Genomic DNA, 16,789 nt, shown 5'->3' with positions numbered 1-16,789 from the left:
TTTGAATTTAACAATTAAAAGCCTATTAGCGTCAGCTAATAGGCTTTTTGCTTTTGCTCCGCTTTACCCCTCCATCACAAAATCACTTTGTTAAATATTATTTTTTATAAAATTCGAAGCCGGGATGCTGAGAAAGGGCTGGTTGTCAGGGACGATTTTCTAGCCCTTTTTTGTAAACAAAAATAACTATTTAATAAAGTATTAGATTTTGTTGGAAGCGGCCTTTTTCGCCTACCTTTTTTGGCTGTTGAAAAAAGGTATGGTCGCCGAGAGGCGAAACCTTAAAGTCCACACAAATACAATTTAACAGTAATCATATTAAAAGAATTCAAGTGCAGCCTTTTTGGCTATTGCAAAAAGGTATTGTCGAGTACATGGATGTACTCGCTTAGGTTGTGTCGGGAACTGACAACCTACCACATCAGGGATGATGGGATGTCATCAATACAGGGAAGTTTACTTGGTGACCGCCGCAGGTGAAACAGTCTTTTATCTTTTAAAATATGGAATTAAGCAGGCGCCAGCTTAGGTTGTGTCGGGAACTGACAAGCTGCGCCGCAGGTGAAATAAGAACTTTCAGAATAGATTAGGGCTTAACAATTAACACCAAACCACTGGCCGACAGGCCAAAAAAGCCACCCACTTTTTGGCCTAAAAGTTACAACCCCCTTTGCCATTCTTCCCTAAGCGGTATCATATTCGGTGTATTAATCGCCGCTTGTACTTGGCTCAATAAAGCTTCTTTGTCTTTACCTAAAATACCTTTTAACACTAAGTAGTTGGAGGCGTGGTCTGAACGGAATATGGTTTTATCCAGTTCTAAGTGCGTTAACAAGGTTTCCATTTCTTTAAACAAACCAAGTTGGTTAGGTAATTCAAAGCCGTTTGGAAACTCTTTAGCAAAGCGTTCTTGACCAAGAGGGAAGGAGACCACTAACGTGGATAAATACTCAGGTTGAGTGTCATTCATTAACTTAGCTGAGTTAATCGCATGTTGCTCACTAAACTCATTGCCGCCTAAACCATTTAAGATCATCACAGAACGTTTAATGCCCGCTTGTTGTAATTTATCTAACGCGACTTTTGATGACTCGTAGGTTTCGCCTTTTTTAATAAGCTCTAGGACTTTATCATCGCCACTTTCACAACCAATATAGACCAGTGAAAGCTTTAACTGTTTAAGCGCTTGTAGCTGCTCTACGGTTTTATTGGTGAGGTTTCTTGGTAAGCAATAAGACGAGATACGTTGGATATCTGGGAAGTATTGGTTTATTAATTCACAAATCTCTTTTAAGCGCCTAAACGGTAATGTAAGGGCATCGCCATCAGCCAAGAAAATACGTTGAACTGGCATGCTTGAGCGTTTGATTGCGCTGAGTTCTTGTTCTATTTCTTCAAGTTTTTTAGGTTTGAATTTTTTCTGCTCTTGAGTGTACATGTCACAAAAGGTGCAATTGTTCCAAGAACAACCGTTGGTCACTTGTAAAATAAGGGACTTCCACTCACTTGGTGGACGAAATACAGGCTCAATATATTTTAATGGATACATGCTTAATCCTAATTTAACTCTTTCAAAACAAACTCAACTCGCCACTCGAATCTCGCCACTCGAAACTCTCAACTCAAATCTCGCCACTCGAAACTCGCCACTCGAAACTCGCCACTCGAATCTCGTAGCTTAAACTTAAGTATAAGAATCTTCTTCTTCCGGCTCTGGCTCATTCTCATCACCCATGTAAACGCCCCAGCCGTCAGAATAGCCTTTGTTTTTCTCGGCTATTTTTTTGAACTCTTTTTCAAAGGCGGTAATGTTTTCGTACGTTACTTCCATTACTTTTGATACTTGCAGTTCAATGGCAATGCTTGAGTTACCGCCGTGATCGTATTTACGGCTTTCTACTTTTACAAAAGGTTCGTCGTTTTCAATTCTGGCGATAAAAAGCTTAGCCACAATGTCGGCGTCGGCTTCTTGGTCAAATAGGGCAAAAAAGTCAATTACGTATTCGCCACTGAAATCAAATTCAGCGTTTGCCATATCTTGTAATATTTGGCCGGTGTCATCTTTTGGGAAATTCATTTCTATCCATTAATACATGATTACTGATGCGTATGGGGCAATTGTAACTAAGTTATCAAGTTGACCCAAGCGCTGTTTGTCGTGATATAGGCTTTTTAGTAAGCGCACATTTATATATTTGCAGCCCTTACTGTCGGTTCATTCTCATTCTTGGAGGTACAGACAGCTTATTGGTTGTCCTGTAAGGATTAATATCCAATCCGCCACGGCGCGTATAACGGGCGTAAACGGTTAATTCAGTTGGATTGCATAAGGCTTTAATGTCTGTAAATATACGTTCGACACATTGCTCATGAAATTCGTTGTGCATTCTAAATGAGATCAAGTAACGCAATAACGACTCATGGTCAATTTTTAATCCAGTGTAACTAATGACGATACTTGCCCAATCTGGTTGACTGGTTATTAAGCAATTAGACTTTAATAGGTGACTGTTTAATTCTTCGGTCACTTTTATATTAGCGGCATCCAACTGTAGCAACTGATTGTTAAAGTCGTAGTTGTCTATTTCAATATCTAACTCGTCAATGTTATCGCCATTTAGCGCAGTAACTTGAAAAGGGGACTCTTGTGTTACTGACAATAAAGTAACGTCAACGGCTTGACCGGCACATTGGCTTAAGTCTTTAACCATGGCTTGTTGTACGTCATCCCAGTTATCAAACTTGGTTTGATTAAAGCTGTTTAAATAAAGCTTAAAAGATTTACTTTCTATTAAGTTAGCGCTGGTTGCTGGCACCACAAATTCTGCAATGGCGACCACGGGTTTGCCTTTGGCGTTTAACCAGCTTACTTCGTAACCTGTCCATAGGTCGTGACCATAAAATGGCAAGGTGTCACCTAAGTTTAAGTCGTCTCTATTTAGGCTGCGGGGAACCGGTTGTAGCAAGGTTGGATTATATTTTGTCTCGTAGGCCGTTTGTTTGCCAAGAGTAAGTTCATCTAACGCGCCAGTTTCTGTATACTTCGAAGTCATAAGGTAAACAATATCAAGTTTGAATAGCTGTATTGTAAAGAATATAAATTTAAGTGGAAGTGGATATGTCTAAAATTGAGTTATTAAATCAAGCTTGGGAAGATTTTATTGGTAAATGGCAAGTTCTGGCTGAGCAAAATGGGTATCCAGAAATTGAGTCCGATCCACAATGGCCATCTGAGTGTGAGTTTACTGAAAATGGTAAAACTTGTTGGAAGCCGGTGAGGCAGAAGAAAAATACTAGCTTTGATAATGTAGGTGAAGCTATGGGGATAGAGGTAGATGCACAATACGCTGCTTTGTTTGGCATGTACTATGTGGATAATATAAATGCACAACATAAAGATGGCCCGTTACAGTTTTTACAACCTTGGTCACAAGATGATTTTGATCGACTGCAACAAAATCTTATTGGTCATTTGATGATGAAAGCAAAGCTGAAACAGCCGCCAACTTTGTTTTTTGCATTAACGGATGAAGACGATCTTAACCTTGTCGTGGTGAATGACAGTGGTGAAGTTTGGTTGGAATATGTAGGGAAAGAACCACATCAAAAAGTGACCGACAATTTAGCTGAGTTTATTCAGCAATGTACGCCAGTACTTTCACCATTGTAATCTATTCAGTTACAGGGCTTGTTGGTATAAATTTAAAGCGCTAGTCTTTAAGCTTTAAAAGCGAGGCTTTTAGCTCAGCGACTTCTTGTTCTAGTGTTTGTACTCGCTGCTCAAGTGTTTGTTTGGTATTTGCTTTTTTAGCGTCTTTTTCTACCACAACCGTGGCGTTTGGATTTGAACGCCATTGTTGCAATCCCGCAATAAATACAGGCATCGGTGTGCCTTTTTCAGCTCGGCTTTTAATTAATGCAATGGATGGCTCTTTGCCTTGCTGGCTTAACGTTTGGCAAATTCTTATTATTTCTGCAGTATTCATATTTTTATAATTTTCTATTTAGGCTAGTTAATATTGTTGTCGCTAATGTAAAGATAAAGATAGTGGTTAATTTCACTAATTAATTGTTTATTTAACAATTTGAATAATGTCATCCGTGGCTTGATTATGTTAAAACCTTTAAATAACAAGAGCTTACATTGTGGTTTCGATTTTGCTAAATAAGAGCAAATACCAATTATTAAATAATAAAGTCGAGACAACTATGAATCAAACATTTAAAACATTACTTATCGCTTTACCACTTACGCTTTCATTAACCGGTTGTGTAGTAGTCGTAGGCAACGACGACGACTCAAACACTCAATGGAAAGAAGCACAGGAGTTAAATAAAACCAATATAACGGCTCTAGAAGTTGGGGCTAGTTTAACAGATGTAAAAACAAAAATGGGTACGCCAAATATTAACGAAGCATTTAGTGAGAATAACCAACAATACCAGGTTTTGTTTTATCGTACTCGCCACAAACACTCAGACGGTGAAACCACCAAAGATGAATGTACGCCGCTAATTTTTGTAGACGGGACATTACAGTCTTGGGGACAGAAAGCATACCAAAAGCTTTAATGGCTTTTAGCTAGCTGCTTTAGTTAATACAATAAACATAAAAAAAACGAGTTAGTTTAAACTAGCTCGGTTTTTTTATTTATATTTTTGTTACAAAGAAAACAAGTTTTTGTTAATTCTTAAGGTGTTCAAAATCAACATTTTCAATGTTTTTACCTGCGTCTTTATCGGCAAATACCTCGTAATCAAATTCTTTTTCCGATGTAGCAACCACACAACTCACCATACAATCACCAGTTACATTAACGGCAGTACGAGTCATATCTAACAATCTGTCCACACCAATAATAAGCGCGATACCTTCTACCGGTAAGCCAACTTGCTGTAATACCATTGCCAACATAATTAAACCAACACCAGGAACAGCAGCAGTGCCGATAGAGGCTAATGTTGCGGTTAATACCACCATTAAGTAATCACCAAATACTAAATCTACTGCAAATACTTGAGCAATAAACACAGTTGCAACACCTTGCATGATAGCGGTGCCATCCATATTTAAGGTTGCGCCCATAGGTAAGGTAAATGAGGCAATTGAGTTTTTAACACCAAGTTTTTTGGTTGCGGTTTCCATAGTGACTGGCAAGGTTGCACCTGAACTTGATGTACTAAAGGCAAATAACGCGGCATCACGCATTTTTCTGAAGAACATAACAGGGTTTAGACCAGTAAATACTTTTAATAACGTGCCGTAAACCACAAAGGCATGTAACAACAAAACAAAAACAACCAAAAGGAAGTACTTAATTAAACTGCCAATGGTTTCAAATTCCAATGTGGTAAACAACTTAGCGAGTAAGAAGAACACACCATAAGGCGCGACATTCATTAAGATAACCACTAAGCGCATGATCACCGTATTTAAGTCATTAAATAATGAAGTTAAACGTTCACCAGCTTTACCCGCCAATGCCATAGAAACACCAAACAGTAATGCAAATACGATAACTTGTAACATGTTACCTTCAGCCATTGAGTTTATTGGGTTGGTAGGGAACATATTAATAAGTACTTGAGCAAATCCAGGCGCTTCTTTTGCAGCATAAGTTTGGTCAGTCGATAGGTTTAAACCTTCGCCTGGGCCAATTAACAATGCAAATAGTATCGCAAGGGTAATTGCGATAGCGGTGGTCATTAAATACAGACCAATAGATTTGCCACCTAAACGTGCTAGTTTACTGGTGTCGTTTAAACTACAGGTTCCTACTACTAAGGAAACAAAAACCAGTGGGACAACGATCATTTTTAAACTGGCAATAAATATACTGCCACCAACGTGGAATAAACCATTTACAAAAAAATCATTAATAGAAAGGGTGGTAACACCTAACGGAATTAAAAAATCACCAGATGTGCCAAATAATGTTTGTAAAACTACGCCGGTAAAAATTCCTGCGAACATGCCAATTAAGATACGAGCCGTCAGCCCAAACTTCTGCTTTGATGCTTGTTTTGTCATTTTTAATTATTCTTATTTTATAAATTCGTTCCGAGTATAAACAAGTCAGCTAAAAATGTAGAGCTTTCTGTATAACGACCGTGTGAAAATTGTTCACCTGTTTGTTTATTCGTCTTCTGGCGGTATAAAAACTGCGCTATAAAAGAAGAGGATAGAAATAAGGGGCTAAAAAAAGAACGTAAAATAAGGTCGTAAAAAGGTGAGCATAAAAAAACGACCGTGTGGTCGTTTTTTATATTGAAGCAAACTAAGTATCTGGCTTACTAACGTTGGAATTGATAAACCGAGCCAAGTTTTAGAATTTGAGTTAGTTCATCTAACGCCGCACGGGTTTCTACAACTAATAAAGGATCTCGTAAATCAGATTCGCCAAGTTCATCACGGTAATGTTTATCTACCCAAGTATTTAACGTGGCAAATAAAACGTCAGACATGAGTACATTTTGATTTGTTGCAGCTAATTCCTGTTCATTTAATGCAACACGTAATCTTAAACAAGCAGGGCCGCCGCCATTGCGCATACTTTGTTTTACGTCAAAGTATTTAACATGTTTAATTGGCGTGTTCTGTTTAAGCAGATCGGCTAAGTAACGAGCTACTGACTCATTTTCTTTACATTCCATTGGCGCGATAATGGTCATTTCTCCATTACCTGTATCCACTAGCTGAGTATTGAATAAATAGGTTTTTACCGCTTCATCAACACTGACTTGTTCCGTACTTACTTTTATAAAGTGAAATTCTTTATCTGAGGTTTTAGCAAACTTGGACTGTATTTCTTTAAACTTTTCCGCTGTATTTAAAAAGGCTTGTTCGTGGTAAAACAGCACGTTTTGATTACCCACTGAAATCACGTCGTTATGAAACACACCTTGGTCAATCACGTCTGGGTTCTGTTGCATATACACAACACCAGATTCATTTAATTGATGTAAACGGGCTACAGCTTGACTCGCTTCAAAAGTGTGACGGGCTGGGTACTTGGTTGGTGCCGGTTTTGATGAGTCAAAAGCATGCTTACCATAAACAAATAATTCAACGCCAGCTTGATCATATTCACCACATAAACGAGTGTGGTTTGCTGCGCCTTCATCACCAAAATGATCGTTATCTGGTAAATGCTGGTGGTGAGCAAAATGTTGTTCATTGTTAAACATGGCTTTTAAAATACGACCGCTAGTTTCAGGCTCTAACGAACGATGAAATTTATTGGTTAAGTTTGCTGGAGTAAAATGTACTTTTTTATCTGCTGTATCGGCACTTGGCGATACGGTTGCCGCATTCGCTGTCCACATACTAGAAGCTGAGTAAACCGCTCTTAATACTTGAGGAGCTTGTTTGGCGGCTTGTTCTAAAACGGATGCATCGTTGCCACTAAAACCTAAACGGCGAAGTGCATCTAAATCTGGTCTTTCATGGGGAGCGAGTACACCTTGAATTAAGCCCATATCATGCAAGGCTTTCATTTTCTGCAAACCTTGTTTGGCTGCAGATTTAGGGTTTGATGTGTCTTTTGCGTTGCTTAACGATGCAACATTGCCGACAGATAATCCAGCATAGTTGTGAGTTGGTCCAACTAAACCATCAAAATTAGCTTCAACGTGTTTCATTATTATTGCTTCTCCATAAATACATCTGGGCACGATTTACATTTTTATTCAGAAAAAATATTCGTGTTTATTTTTAATTAGACTAAGTTTTGAGGAATTTAATTAAATAAAAAAAGATTTTAAATTAAATTCATTTATTTTTTTTAGTGGTCAATCTTGTGCAAAGCCTTGTGCCACTAAGGATGATTAACTTAAAAGTGTTTATATTATACGCAGTTAACGCAAAAAATCTCACTTTAATGAAGAAATAGATAGCGGTTTTGACTTGAAGTCGCATAGAATCGCATATATATCTTATTACTTAGTATAAGTACGCAATTTACCCAATGAGCGATTGAGGAATTATGGGAAAGTCTCTGGTCATAGTCGAGTCACCAGCAAAAGCAAAGACCATCAACAAGTATTTAGGCAAAGATTTTGTCGTTAAATCAAGTGTTGGTCATATTCGTGATCTCCCAACTTCAGGTGGTAATAAAAAACCAGCTGAACGTGTGTCAACAAAAGGGTTGTCGGTAGAAGAAAAAGCAAAGCTAAAGGCAAAGAAAGATAAAAAAGCGCTAGTTACCCGTATGGGAATTGATCCTGAAAATGGTTGGGCTGCGCAGTATCAAATTTTACCCGGCAAAGAAAAAGTCGTTGCCGAGTTAAAGAAATTGGCTGCTACGGCAGACCATATCTATCTCGCAACGGATTTGGACCGCGAAGGGGAAGCTATTGCATGGCACCTGCGGGAAATCATTGGCGGTAACGAAGACAAATTTAAACGTGTTGTTTTTAACGAAATAACCAAAAGTGCCATCAAACAAGCATTTGATAAACCTGGTGAACTAGATGTTGCCCAAGTAAATGCACAACAAGCGCGTCGTTTCTTAGACCGTGTTGTTGGCTTTATGGTTTCACCGCTATTATGGAAAAAAGTAGCGCGTGGATTATCTGCTGGACGAGTTCAGTCTGTTGCAGTGCGTCTAGTGGTAGAACGTGAAAGAGAGATCAAAGCGTTTGTACCAGAGGAATTTTGGCGTCTTAATGTTGATACGTTAACGGCTAAAAAAGAACAAATCTTATTAGAAGTTAATAAACAAAAAGGGCAAACCTTTAAGCCAACTAATAAAGCACAAATGGATGCGGTATTAGCGGATATAGAAGGTAAGTCGTTCAAGGTTTCAAACCGAGAAGACAAACCGTCTAAAAGTAGACCGTCTGCACCGTTTATTACATCAACGTTGCAACAAGCTGCAAGTACACGTCTAGGTTTTGGTGTTAAGAAAACCATGATGATGGCGCAACGTTTGTATGAAGCGGGTCACATAACTTATATGCGTACCGATTCAACAAATCTGAGCAGTGAAGCCGTTGGTGCTTGCCGTATGCTTATCCAAAGTGAATTTGGTGAAAACTATTTACCGCCAGCTCCTCTTAAGTATGGCAGTAAAGAAGGCGCGCAAGAGGCTCATGAAGCGATACGTCCGTCTAGTGTTGGTATGAAAGCCTCACAATTAGTTGGAATGGAACGTGATGCTGAACGCTTATATGAATTGATTTGGAATCAGTTTGTTGCTTGTCAAATGGTACCTGCAGAATATGACGTTACTAACGTAACGGTTACCGCGGGTGACTTTGAATTAAAAGCCAAAGGTCGAGTATTAAAATTTGACGGTTGGACACGAGTACAAACGGCTGTTAAAAAAGCCAATGACGATAATATTGAATTACCAAACGTAAGCGTTGGTGATGAATTAGACGTTACTGATATTTTACCTAAACAGCACTTTACTAAACCAATAGCGCGTTTCTCAGAAGCAAGCTTGGTTAAAGAATTAGAAAAACGTGGCATTGGTCGTCCATCGACATACGCATCTATCATTTCTACTATTCAAGACCGTGGTTATGTTCGATTAGATAATCGTCGTTTTTACGCTGAAAAAATGGGTGAGATAGTTACAGACCGTTTGGTTGAAAACTTTACAGAACTACTTAACTACGACTTTACCGCTAAAATGGAAGGCCGTTTGGATGAAGTAGCTGAAGGCGATTTAGAGTGGAAAAAACTACTTGATACCTTCTATGCAGAATTCCAAGAAAACTTAGCGCTTGCCAATGCTGAAACAGAAGATGGCGGAATGCGCCTCAATGAACCTGTTGAAACAGATATCGAGTGTAGTAAGTGTGGCCGTCATATGAATATCCGTACTGCAAGTACTGGTGTTTTCCTTGGCTGTTCTGGTTATGCATTACCACCAAAAGAACGTTGTACTAATACAATGAACTTAACTCACGGTGATGAAGCTGAAAATGTGTCGGATGAAGAGTTAGAAACCGAAGCATTGCGTCAAATGAAACGTTGTCCAATTTGTGAAACTGCAATGGATAGCTATTTAATTGATGAAACCAGAAAAATTCATATTTGTGGTAATAATCCAACTTGTTTGGGCCACGTAGTTGAAAAAGGTGAGTTTAAAATTAAGGGCTACGACGGACCATTAATCGAATGCGATAAATGTGGTTCTGATATGCAGCTTAAATCTGGCCGTTTTGGTAAGTACTTTGGTTGTACTAACGAAGAGTGTAAAAACACTCGTAAGTTATTACGAAGCGGCGAAGCTGCTCCACCAAAAGAAGATCCGGTTCATATAAAAGAGTTACCTTGTCTTAAGTCGGAAGGTTATTTTGTATTACGTGATGGTGCTGCAGGTTTATTCTTAGCCGCATCGACATTCCCTAAATCTAGAGAAACAAGAGCCCCGTTAGTTGAAGAACTAGCCCTTTATCGTGACCGCATTAGCCCTAAATTTTATTATTTAGCAGATGCGCCAGCTCAAGATCCTGATGGCAAGAAAACAATTGTTAGATATAGTCGTAAGACGAAACAGCAATATGTCATGACGGAAAATGATGATGGTAAAGCGTCAGGTTGGAGTGCTTGGTTTACAGATGGTGAGTGGGTCGCAGAAGACAAACGTAAAAAACCGAAAGCTAAAGCCAAGGCCAAGCCAAAAGCAAAACCAAAGGCTAAAACAGCAGCTAAGAAGTAAGACTAACTAGCTCTGTTTCAATTAAAATTAAAGGCTTCCCGCGGGAAGCCTTTTTGTTATTTTGTTCACTCGTCACTTAAATCTCTGTACCTTCTAACCTTCTAACCTTCTAACCTTCTAACCTTAAAGCCTTAAAGCCTAAAACCTTACAGCTGTTCCACCCATTCCTCCAACCAAGGTAAGGCAAGCGTTTCAGGCTCTAAAGTTTCAATCGCGTCGATTTTAATCATAGGCAAGGCTTCTTGGCCTTGTAACTCAAAGAATAATTCCTGCATTTTATTCCCTGCACCACAATATGTCGGATAACTAGAATCACCCAAAGCAATTATGCCAAACGGTTTGCCAGAGAATAATGGCATTGTACTTTTTGCATCAAAATAAAACGTTTCTATATTGTTGGGTAAGTCGCCTTGTCCTGTGGTTGAGGTTATTACAAGCACGGCGTCTGCATTTTGCATATCTGCAGTTGAGCATGGAATGTTAAGCGTGACGGTATGGGATTGGGCGGTTAGTGTTGTTTTAACTTGTTCAGCAAGGTTTTGTGCAGAACCAAATACACTGCCACATAAAATTGTAATGTTTGCCACTTTGATAACCTCTGTATTCGTTTAATTAAATAAATCGAGTAAGGGTTTTAATGTATCATCAACTTGCGCGCTAATAACCATATTTTTATTGGTGATTGGATGGGGAAAAGACAGCTCTTTAGCCATCAGTGCCAATCTATCAAACTGTAAGTGCTCTCTGGCTGCCTTATTCTGTTTTCCATCACCATGATTAGTATCACCAATAATAGGGTGGCGTATATGCGCCATGTGACGCCTTAATTGATGTTTGCGTCCAGTATGTGGCTTAAGCTCTACTAATGAATATCGGGTTTGTTCATAACGGCCTGAGGGAAATGGCAGTTCAATATCTGCTAAACGTACAAGGCTAGTTTGCGCGCTTTGAGGCTCTTTGTCTTTATTGGCATTTTTGTCGGATTTTTTATCCAGTATTTCTTTTAACGCATAATCAATATGTAATTGCTTAGGTGTTATGCCACGAACCACAGCCAAATAGGTTTTCTGTACTAAACCTGCAATAAACAATTCTGACATTTTTCGGGCAACCTCAGACGATAAGGCAAATAATAAAACGCCAGAAGTCGGTCTATCTAATCTGTGTACTGGGTAAACGTGTTGGCCAATTAAATCCCGGGTAAGTTGCAAGGCAAATAAGGTTTCACGTTTATCAATTTCGCTGCGGTGCACTAACAAACCGGAAGGTTTATCAATGGCAACTAAGTATTCATCTTGGTACAAGATAGTCAGTTCTGGGGCTTGGTCAAAAACAACTTTTCTCATTTAGCTCTTATTGAGTTTTGGTTAGCGATAAGTTGATCAGTTTGTTTAATTGTTGTTAACAAGGCGTTAAATGATTCGTTTTGCTGTTTAAATGATTCTTCAGCCATAGGGTGAATAGCCATAGATGTAGGGAGTTGAGATTGACTATTAACTAACATTGTCATTTTAGGGATAAAAATAAATTGTAACCATTGTTCAAAGGCTAAGGTGTCAACGGCAAACGGTTGTACACTATTTAATTGATCATTTGATGGTGCTTGTTCACTCCAAAGCTGGAGTTGTTTTAAGTCTTGCTCTAGTTGAACTAATAATTTTGAGCACTGTTGATGAATAAGCATGATGAAAATTTGCCAGCCGTCAGGTAATTAATAGGCCGTAATAATAACATCGGATTAATAATCCATATACGTAATAACCAACAAAATATACAATGCACCTGTATTTAAATTCTAATTGATTGCTGAAGGTTCGTTAATGTCTGCTAGTTCTGCTAATAATCCTGTCCCAACGTTATCTGCGTTAATGCAAAGTGCCAATGCTCAGTGGCGAGTTTATGATATGGGACGGATAATTCAGCCGGTATCGAAAGCTGATTTTACTGCAATAGAAAACGGTCAAAAACCATATCCTTACCCAATACAAAAAAAAGCACGTTTTGCTATGGTGTTTTGGGACCAAGAAACAAAAGGCCCAGAAGCTAAAGCTAATCCGTTTATTTGGTTTTTACAGTTTGATTTAGATGAAATTGGTTTGTTGAATTTACAACAGCGAGATCATTACATATCTTTAGTGATCAAAGAGCTCGGCAGTAAAATGTTGGACTCAAGTGAGCAACAGTCGACATTAGATAATCATCCTTATAGCTTTACGCCGGATCAAAATCGTCAAGCGGCCTTTAATGCCAAAGTTAAAGTAGCACTTAAACAGCCTGCATCTATGCATTATGAACATGTTCAGGCTTATTTTGCCGGACAAATTGATGCTGATAAATGGCAAGAGCTTACAGTGCAAGGTATTGCGGATTTTAGTGCCAGAATTGACCAAGCTAATAATGAAAGAGATTTAATTAATCATTTATCTGACTTATCAGTTCAGACCTTGTGTGCCATTGGTGCGACATTAGAGCATGAAAAAATCAGTTTAAAATTAACCAATAAGTTAACTGAACTTCAAGATCAGGCGTTGGCAGAAAATGATAGCGAGCAAGTGTTAAATTTATTACGTTGTCTTGTTGGTAGCCCTGCAGAAAGGCTTGTGTTAGCGCAATTAAAGAAATTATTAGCCAGCGCAGGCAGCAATGAAGAAACCTTGTTTATTGTAATAGTTGGTCGTTTTTGGCAATATTTTGAAGATAAAGAGTTTTTACATCTTTTCTTCGAAAAGGCGGCAACTAATACTAATAAGTTATTATTTAGCGGTTTGTTTATAGATTTAGTAGCGATACCGTCAGTCCGTGAACATATGTTAGGTTTGTTACGAGACCCAAGTAGACCAGAAACTATTTCGGTAGCAATTAGCACTGTGTTTGGTAAGCAGCCAGCTGTAAATTAAACGAACTTGAGTAACTTTTAGCTGAAGTTATTCACAGTAGTTATATATTTTATCAATAATAGCTCTTAGTCCATTAGCTCTTGATGGACTGAGTTGATTTAGTAAATTTAATTGTGCAAGGTAACCCTCTAAATCAAACGCTTGTATTTGCGCTTTAGTTTTTCCGTTAAATGCTGCTAAAACTACAGATATTAAGCCTTTAACTATCTTAGCGTCGGACGATGCAATCAAACAAAGCTTGTCGTTGCTCCATTCATGTAATAACCACACTTTACTTTCACAACCCGATACTAAATATTGCTCAAGCTGATATTCAATCGGAAGTTGAGGTAATTTTTTCCCCAATAACATTAATTGTCTAAATTTATCTTCCCAGCTTTTTAAAGGCGTAAATATCTTTACGACCTCTATATCAGTTAAGGTAAATTGGTTCGATAATTGGATAATAGTTTGTTGTTCTGTTGGCATTTGAACTCTTCATTTTAATAGATGTGGTTAACAACTTAAGATGCTTAACGATTTTTTTAAGGCCGAAATAAACAAATCTATATCTGATTTATCATTATAAATACCTAAAGAAACACGTACAGTTCCATTTATATTTAGTGCCTGCATAAGCGGCATAGCACAGTGGTGTCCACATCTTACTGCAATATTCTGTTCGTTTAACAAGGTGCCAATGTCAGAGACAGACTCACCTTCGACGACAAAAGAAGCAACACCAATGTTATTGTTACTGTTGCCTATGATCTGTACATTATTTATCTGAGATAATTGTTCAATTAAATAATTATAAGTTTGTGCATTGTTGTTAAGTGCTTCGATAGCAGGGGCACTTTGGATAAACTCCAAGGCTGCATTTAATCCTAATATGCCAGAGATATTTGGTGTACCTGTTTCTAGCATTGCAGGAATAGGGCGGAAAGTAGTTTTTTCACGTGTCACGTTTTGGATCATTTCACCGCCAAAATGAAATGGCGACATTTCACTTTTAATATCTGGGGCGATATATAAAACGCCAACGCCAGTAGGCCCATACATTTTATGGCCAGAAAAGGCGTAAAAGTCACAACCTATGTTATTTACGTTAACCGTTAAATGAGCCACCGCTTGGGCACCATCGACTAAAACGGTTGCACCAACTTGCTTGGCGAGTTCGGTTAACGATTTAATTGGGTGAATATTACCAAGTGCATTTGAACAATGCTGTAGAGCAACCAGTTTAGGCTTATTGGCCATTAATGCTTGGTAATGTGTTAAATCAACATCGCCATTTGGCAGGACATTAACTACTTCAAAATGCGCATTTTTGCGTAATGCTAATTGTTGCCAAGGAACAAAGTTAGCGTGGTGCTCACTACCTAGTACAACAATCGTATCGCCAGATGATAAGTTGTTTTCGCCCCAAGCGTAGGCGACTAAATTTATACTTTCCGTAGTGCCTTTAGTCCAAACTATGTCGGTGTGATCGTTAGCACCAATAAAACCTGCAATATTAATTCGAGCTTGCTCGTAACGTGCGGTAACTAAATTTGCGGTAGTATATGAACCACGATGAACATTCGCATTTTGTGTTTGATAAAACTCACAGATAACGTCCACAACCGACTGCGGTTTGTGTGTTGTTGCTGCACTGTCTAAATAAACAAAAGGGGTTGGTGAATTTAGATTGGAGTCTGAGAATATTTTAAATTGGCTGCGAATTGGCATAAATATGAGTGGACTAGGTCAAAAGTTGCGGCAAGTATATCACTTTGTTTTAAGGTTAACATTTTCAATTAAGTTAACGGATGAAAGTAATACAATTGGTATAACAGGGCGTGTTAACAAAAGTTAACGGGCATTAAACAACAGGCATAAAAAAAGGCAGCTGAGCTGCCTTTTTTAAATAAACGATTTATCGTTATCGTTTATTAGGAGCTACGTAATCACGTTTTGCTGCACCAGTATATAACTGACGAGGACGACCAATTTTTTGGCCTTCTTCGCTTAACATTTCGTCCCAGTGGCTGATCCAACCAACAGTACGAGACATAGCAAATATAACGGTGAACATGCTAGTAGGAATACCGATTGCTTTTAAGATGATACCTGAGTAGAAATCTACATTCGGGTATAACTTCTTAGAAATAAAGTATTCATCAGACAATGCAATATCTTCAAGTTTCATTGCAACATCTAGCAATGGATCTTGGATATTTAACGCTTTAAGTACTTCATGACAAGTTTGACGCATTACTTTAGCGCGAGGGTCAAAGTTTTTATAAACACGATGACCAAAGCCCATTAGACGGAACGGGTCATTTTTATCTTTTGCTTTAGCAACATATTCGTCGATGCGATCAACAGAACCAATCTCTTCAAGCATAGATAAACAAGCTTCATTAGCGCCCCCATGTGAAGGACCCCATAATGATGCGATACCAGCAGCAATACATGCGTAAGGGTTAGCACCAGATGAACCAGCTAAACGAACTGTTGATGTTGAAGCATTTTGTTCGTGATCTGCGTGTAACATAAAGATTTTATCCATTGCATCAGCAAGGATCGGATTAACTTTATAATCTTCAGCAGGTACAGAGAACATCATGTTTAAGAAGTTTTCTGAATAAGAAAGATTGTTACGTGGATAAACGAACGGTTGACCTATGCTGTATTTATACGCCATAGCTGCAATCGTTGGTAACTTAGCAATTAATCTATATGCACTACGTTGACGTTGCTTAGGATCTGAAATGTCTAAGTCATCATGATAGAAGCTAGACATAGCGCCAACAACACCACATAACATCGCCATTGGATGTGCATCAACCACAAAGCCATGGAAGAAGTTTGCAATTTTTGCATGAACCATAGTGTGGTTTGTAATAGTGTTATCAAACTCTACTAACTCTTCAGCAGAAGGCAATTCTCCGTGAAGTAATAAGTAACATAATTCAATATAGCTTGAACCGTCAGCAAGTTGCTCAATAGGGTAACCACGGTGTAATAAAATACCTTGGTCGCCATCTATATAAGTGATCTTAGATTGACATGATGCAGTTGCTAAAAAGCCAGGGTCATAAGTGAAAACGCCTTTTGAACCTAATGTTCTAACGTCAATAACATCGTTACCAGCTGTACCAGACATCATTGGTAATTCAAATGCGTCTTGTCCAGTGATTTGAACTGTGACCTTCTTATCTGTCATACATGCTCTCCTCAAATTATTGTTGTATT

16 protein-coding genes are annotated in these 16,789 nt (G+C 38.4%); 4 read left to right on the top strand and 12 right to left on the bottom strand.

Going from position 1 to position 16,789, the window contains the following annotated elements; genetic code table 11:
* Window positions 1-658 precede the first annotated feature (658 nt).
* From Q0940_RS01700 to queF, 3 genes are all read right to left on the bottom strand, one after another.
* Window positions 659-1,549, bottom strand: coding sequence for a radical SAM protein (locus Q0940_RS01700; RefSeq protein ID WP_299263127.1), 891 nt, complete (start codon window positions 1,547-1,549; stop codon window positions 659-661).
* Window positions 1,550-1,684: 135 nt separating this feature from the next.
* On the bottom strand, window positions 1,685-2,077 hold the full coding sequence (locus Q0940_RS01695) for a ribonuclease E inhibitor RraB (protein ID WP_299263125.1): 393 nt from the start codon (window positions 2,075-2,077) through the stop codon (window positions 1,685-1,687).
* Between the two features lie 127 nt (window positions 2,078-2,204).
* A complete protein-coding gene (gene queF, locus Q0940_RS01690) occupies window positions 2,205-3,053 on the bottom strand; it encodes an NADPH-dependent 7-cyano-7-deazaguanine reductase QueF (RefSeq protein WP_299263123.1) in 849 nt (282 codons plus the stop codon).
* Between the two features lie 65 nt (window positions 3,054-3,118).
* Here queF and syd point away from each other — a divergent pair, with 65 nt between their 5' ends.
* Entirely contained in the window at window positions 3,119-3,670 is a 552-nt protein-coding gene (gene syd, locus Q0940_RS01685) for a SecY-interacting protein (protein ID WP_299263121.1), read from the top strand.
* Between the two features lie 40 nt (window positions 3,671-3,710).
* Here the strand turns inward: syd and Q0940_RS01680 are convergent, their stop codons facing one another.
* Window positions 3,711-3,986 carry a hypothetical protein gene (locus tag Q0940_RS01680; RefSeq protein WP_299263119.1) on the bottom strand — a complete coding sequence of 92 codons (276 nt, stop codon included), beginning with the start codon at window positions 3,984-3,986 and terminating at the stop codon, window positions 3,711-3,713.
* Between the two features lie 223 nt (window positions 3,987-4,209).
* On the opposite strand from Q0940_RS01680, the gene Q0940_RS01675 reads away from it, so the two are divergent.
* Window positions 4,210-4,572: a DUF3192 domain-containing protein gene (locus Q0940_RS01675; protein ID WP_299263117.1), complete on the top strand. Its 363-nt coding sequence runs from the start codon at window positions 4,210-4,212 to the stop codon at window positions 4,570-4,572.
* A gap of 112 nt (window positions 4,573-4,684) precedes the next feature.
* Here the strand turns inward: Q0940_RS01675 and Q0940_RS01670 are convergent, their stop codons facing one another.
* Together Q0940_RS01670 and astB are read right to left on the bottom strand one after the other, a co-directional pair.
* Window positions 4,685-6,031, bottom strand: a complete 1,347-nt coding sequence (locus Q0940_RS01670; RefSeq protein WP_299263115.1) for a dicarboxylate/amino acid:cation symporter — start codon at window positions 6,029-6,031, stop codon at window positions 4,685-4,687.
* 263 nt (window positions 6,032-6,294) lie between these two features.
* A complete protein-coding gene (gene astB / locus Q0940_RS01665; protein WP_299263113.1) occupies window positions 6,295-7,641 on the bottom strand; it encodes an N-succinylarginine dihydrolase in 1,347 nt (448 codons plus the stop codon).
* A gap of 344 nt (window positions 7,642-7,985) precedes the next feature.
* Between astB and topA the strand changes: the two genes are divergently transcribed.
* Window positions 7,986-10,673, top strand: a complete 2,688-nt coding sequence (topA, locus tag Q0940_RS01660; protein WP_299263111.1) for a type I DNA topoisomerase — start codon at window positions 7,986-7,988, stop codon at window positions 10,671-10,673.
* Between the two features lie 146 nt (window positions 10,674-10,819).
* Here the strand turns inward: topA and Q0940_RS01655 are convergent, their stop codons facing one another.
* From Q0940_RS01655 to Q0940_RS01645, 3 genes are read right to left on the bottom strand one after another with little or no spacing between them, the layout of a single operon-like run.
* Window positions 10,820-11,260, bottom strand: coding sequence for a flavodoxin domain-containing protein (locus Q0940_RS01655; RefSeq protein ID WP_299263109.1), 441 nt, complete (start codon window positions 11,258-11,260; stop codon window positions 10,820-10,822).
* A gap of 21 nt (window positions 11,261-11,281) precedes the next feature.
* A complete protein-coding gene (gene truC / locus Q0940_RS01650) occupies window positions 11,282-12,019 on the bottom strand; it encodes a tRNA pseudouridine(65) synthase TruC (RefSeq protein WP_299263107.1) in 738 nt (245 codons plus the stop codon).
* Complete coding sequence (locus tag Q0940_RS01645) at window positions 12,016-12,357, bottom strand: YqcC family protein (RefSeq protein WP_299263105.1); 342 nt, start codon at window positions 12,355-12,357, stop codon at window positions 12,016-12,018. The genes truC and Q0940_RS01645 overlap by 4 nt, the downstream gene beginning before the upstream one ends.
* A gap of 136 nt (window positions 12,358-12,493) precedes the next feature.
* Between Q0940_RS01645 and Q0940_RS01640 the strand changes: the two genes are divergently transcribed.
* On the top strand, window positions 12,494-13,570 hold the full coding sequence (locus Q0940_RS01640) for a DUF3549 family protein (RefSeq protein WP_299263103.1): 1,077 nt from the start codon (window positions 12,494-12,496) through the stop codon (window positions 13,568-13,570).
* A 27-nt stretch (window positions 13,571-13,597) separates the two neighbouring features.
* Here the strand turns inward: Q0940_RS01640 and Q0940_RS01635 are convergent, their stop codons facing one another.
* The 3 genes from Q0940_RS01635 to gltA all read right to left on the bottom strand — a co-directional run bounded on the left by Q0940_RS01635 (window position 13,598) and on the right by gltA (window position 16,760).
* The gene (locus Q0940_RS01635; RefSeq protein ID WP_299263101.1) at window positions 13,598-14,038 is read right to left on the bottom strand and encodes a SufE family protein; all 441 of its coding nucleotides are present in this window, start codon (window positions 14,036-14,038) and stop codon (window positions 13,598-13,600) included.
* Window positions 14,039-14,065: 27 nt separating this feature from the next.
* Window positions 14,066-15,280 carry a cysteine desulfurase gene (locus Q0940_RS01630; protein ID WP_299263099.1) on the bottom strand — a complete coding sequence of 405 codons (1,215 nt, stop codon included), beginning with the start codon at window positions 15,278-15,280 and terminating at the stop codon, window positions 14,066-14,068.
* A 193-nt stretch (window positions 15,281-15,473) separates the two neighbouring features.
* Window positions 15,474-16,760, bottom strand: coding sequence for a citrate synthase (gene gltA, locus Q0940_RS01625; RefSeq protein WP_299263097.1), 1,287 nt, complete (start codon window positions 16,758-16,760; stop codon window positions 15,474-15,476).
* Between the last annotated feature and the right edge of the window lie 29 nt (window positions 16,761-16,789).

Origin of the sequence: uncultured Psychrosphaera sp. (genome assembly GCF_947500655.1) — a bacterium.
GTDB lineage: Bacteria > Pseudomonadota > Gammaproteobacteria > Enterobacterales > Alteromonadaceae > Psychrosphaera.
The sequence above is the reverse complement of the archived record's forward strand: the minus strand, read 5'-3'. Positions and strand labels throughout refer to the sequence as shown.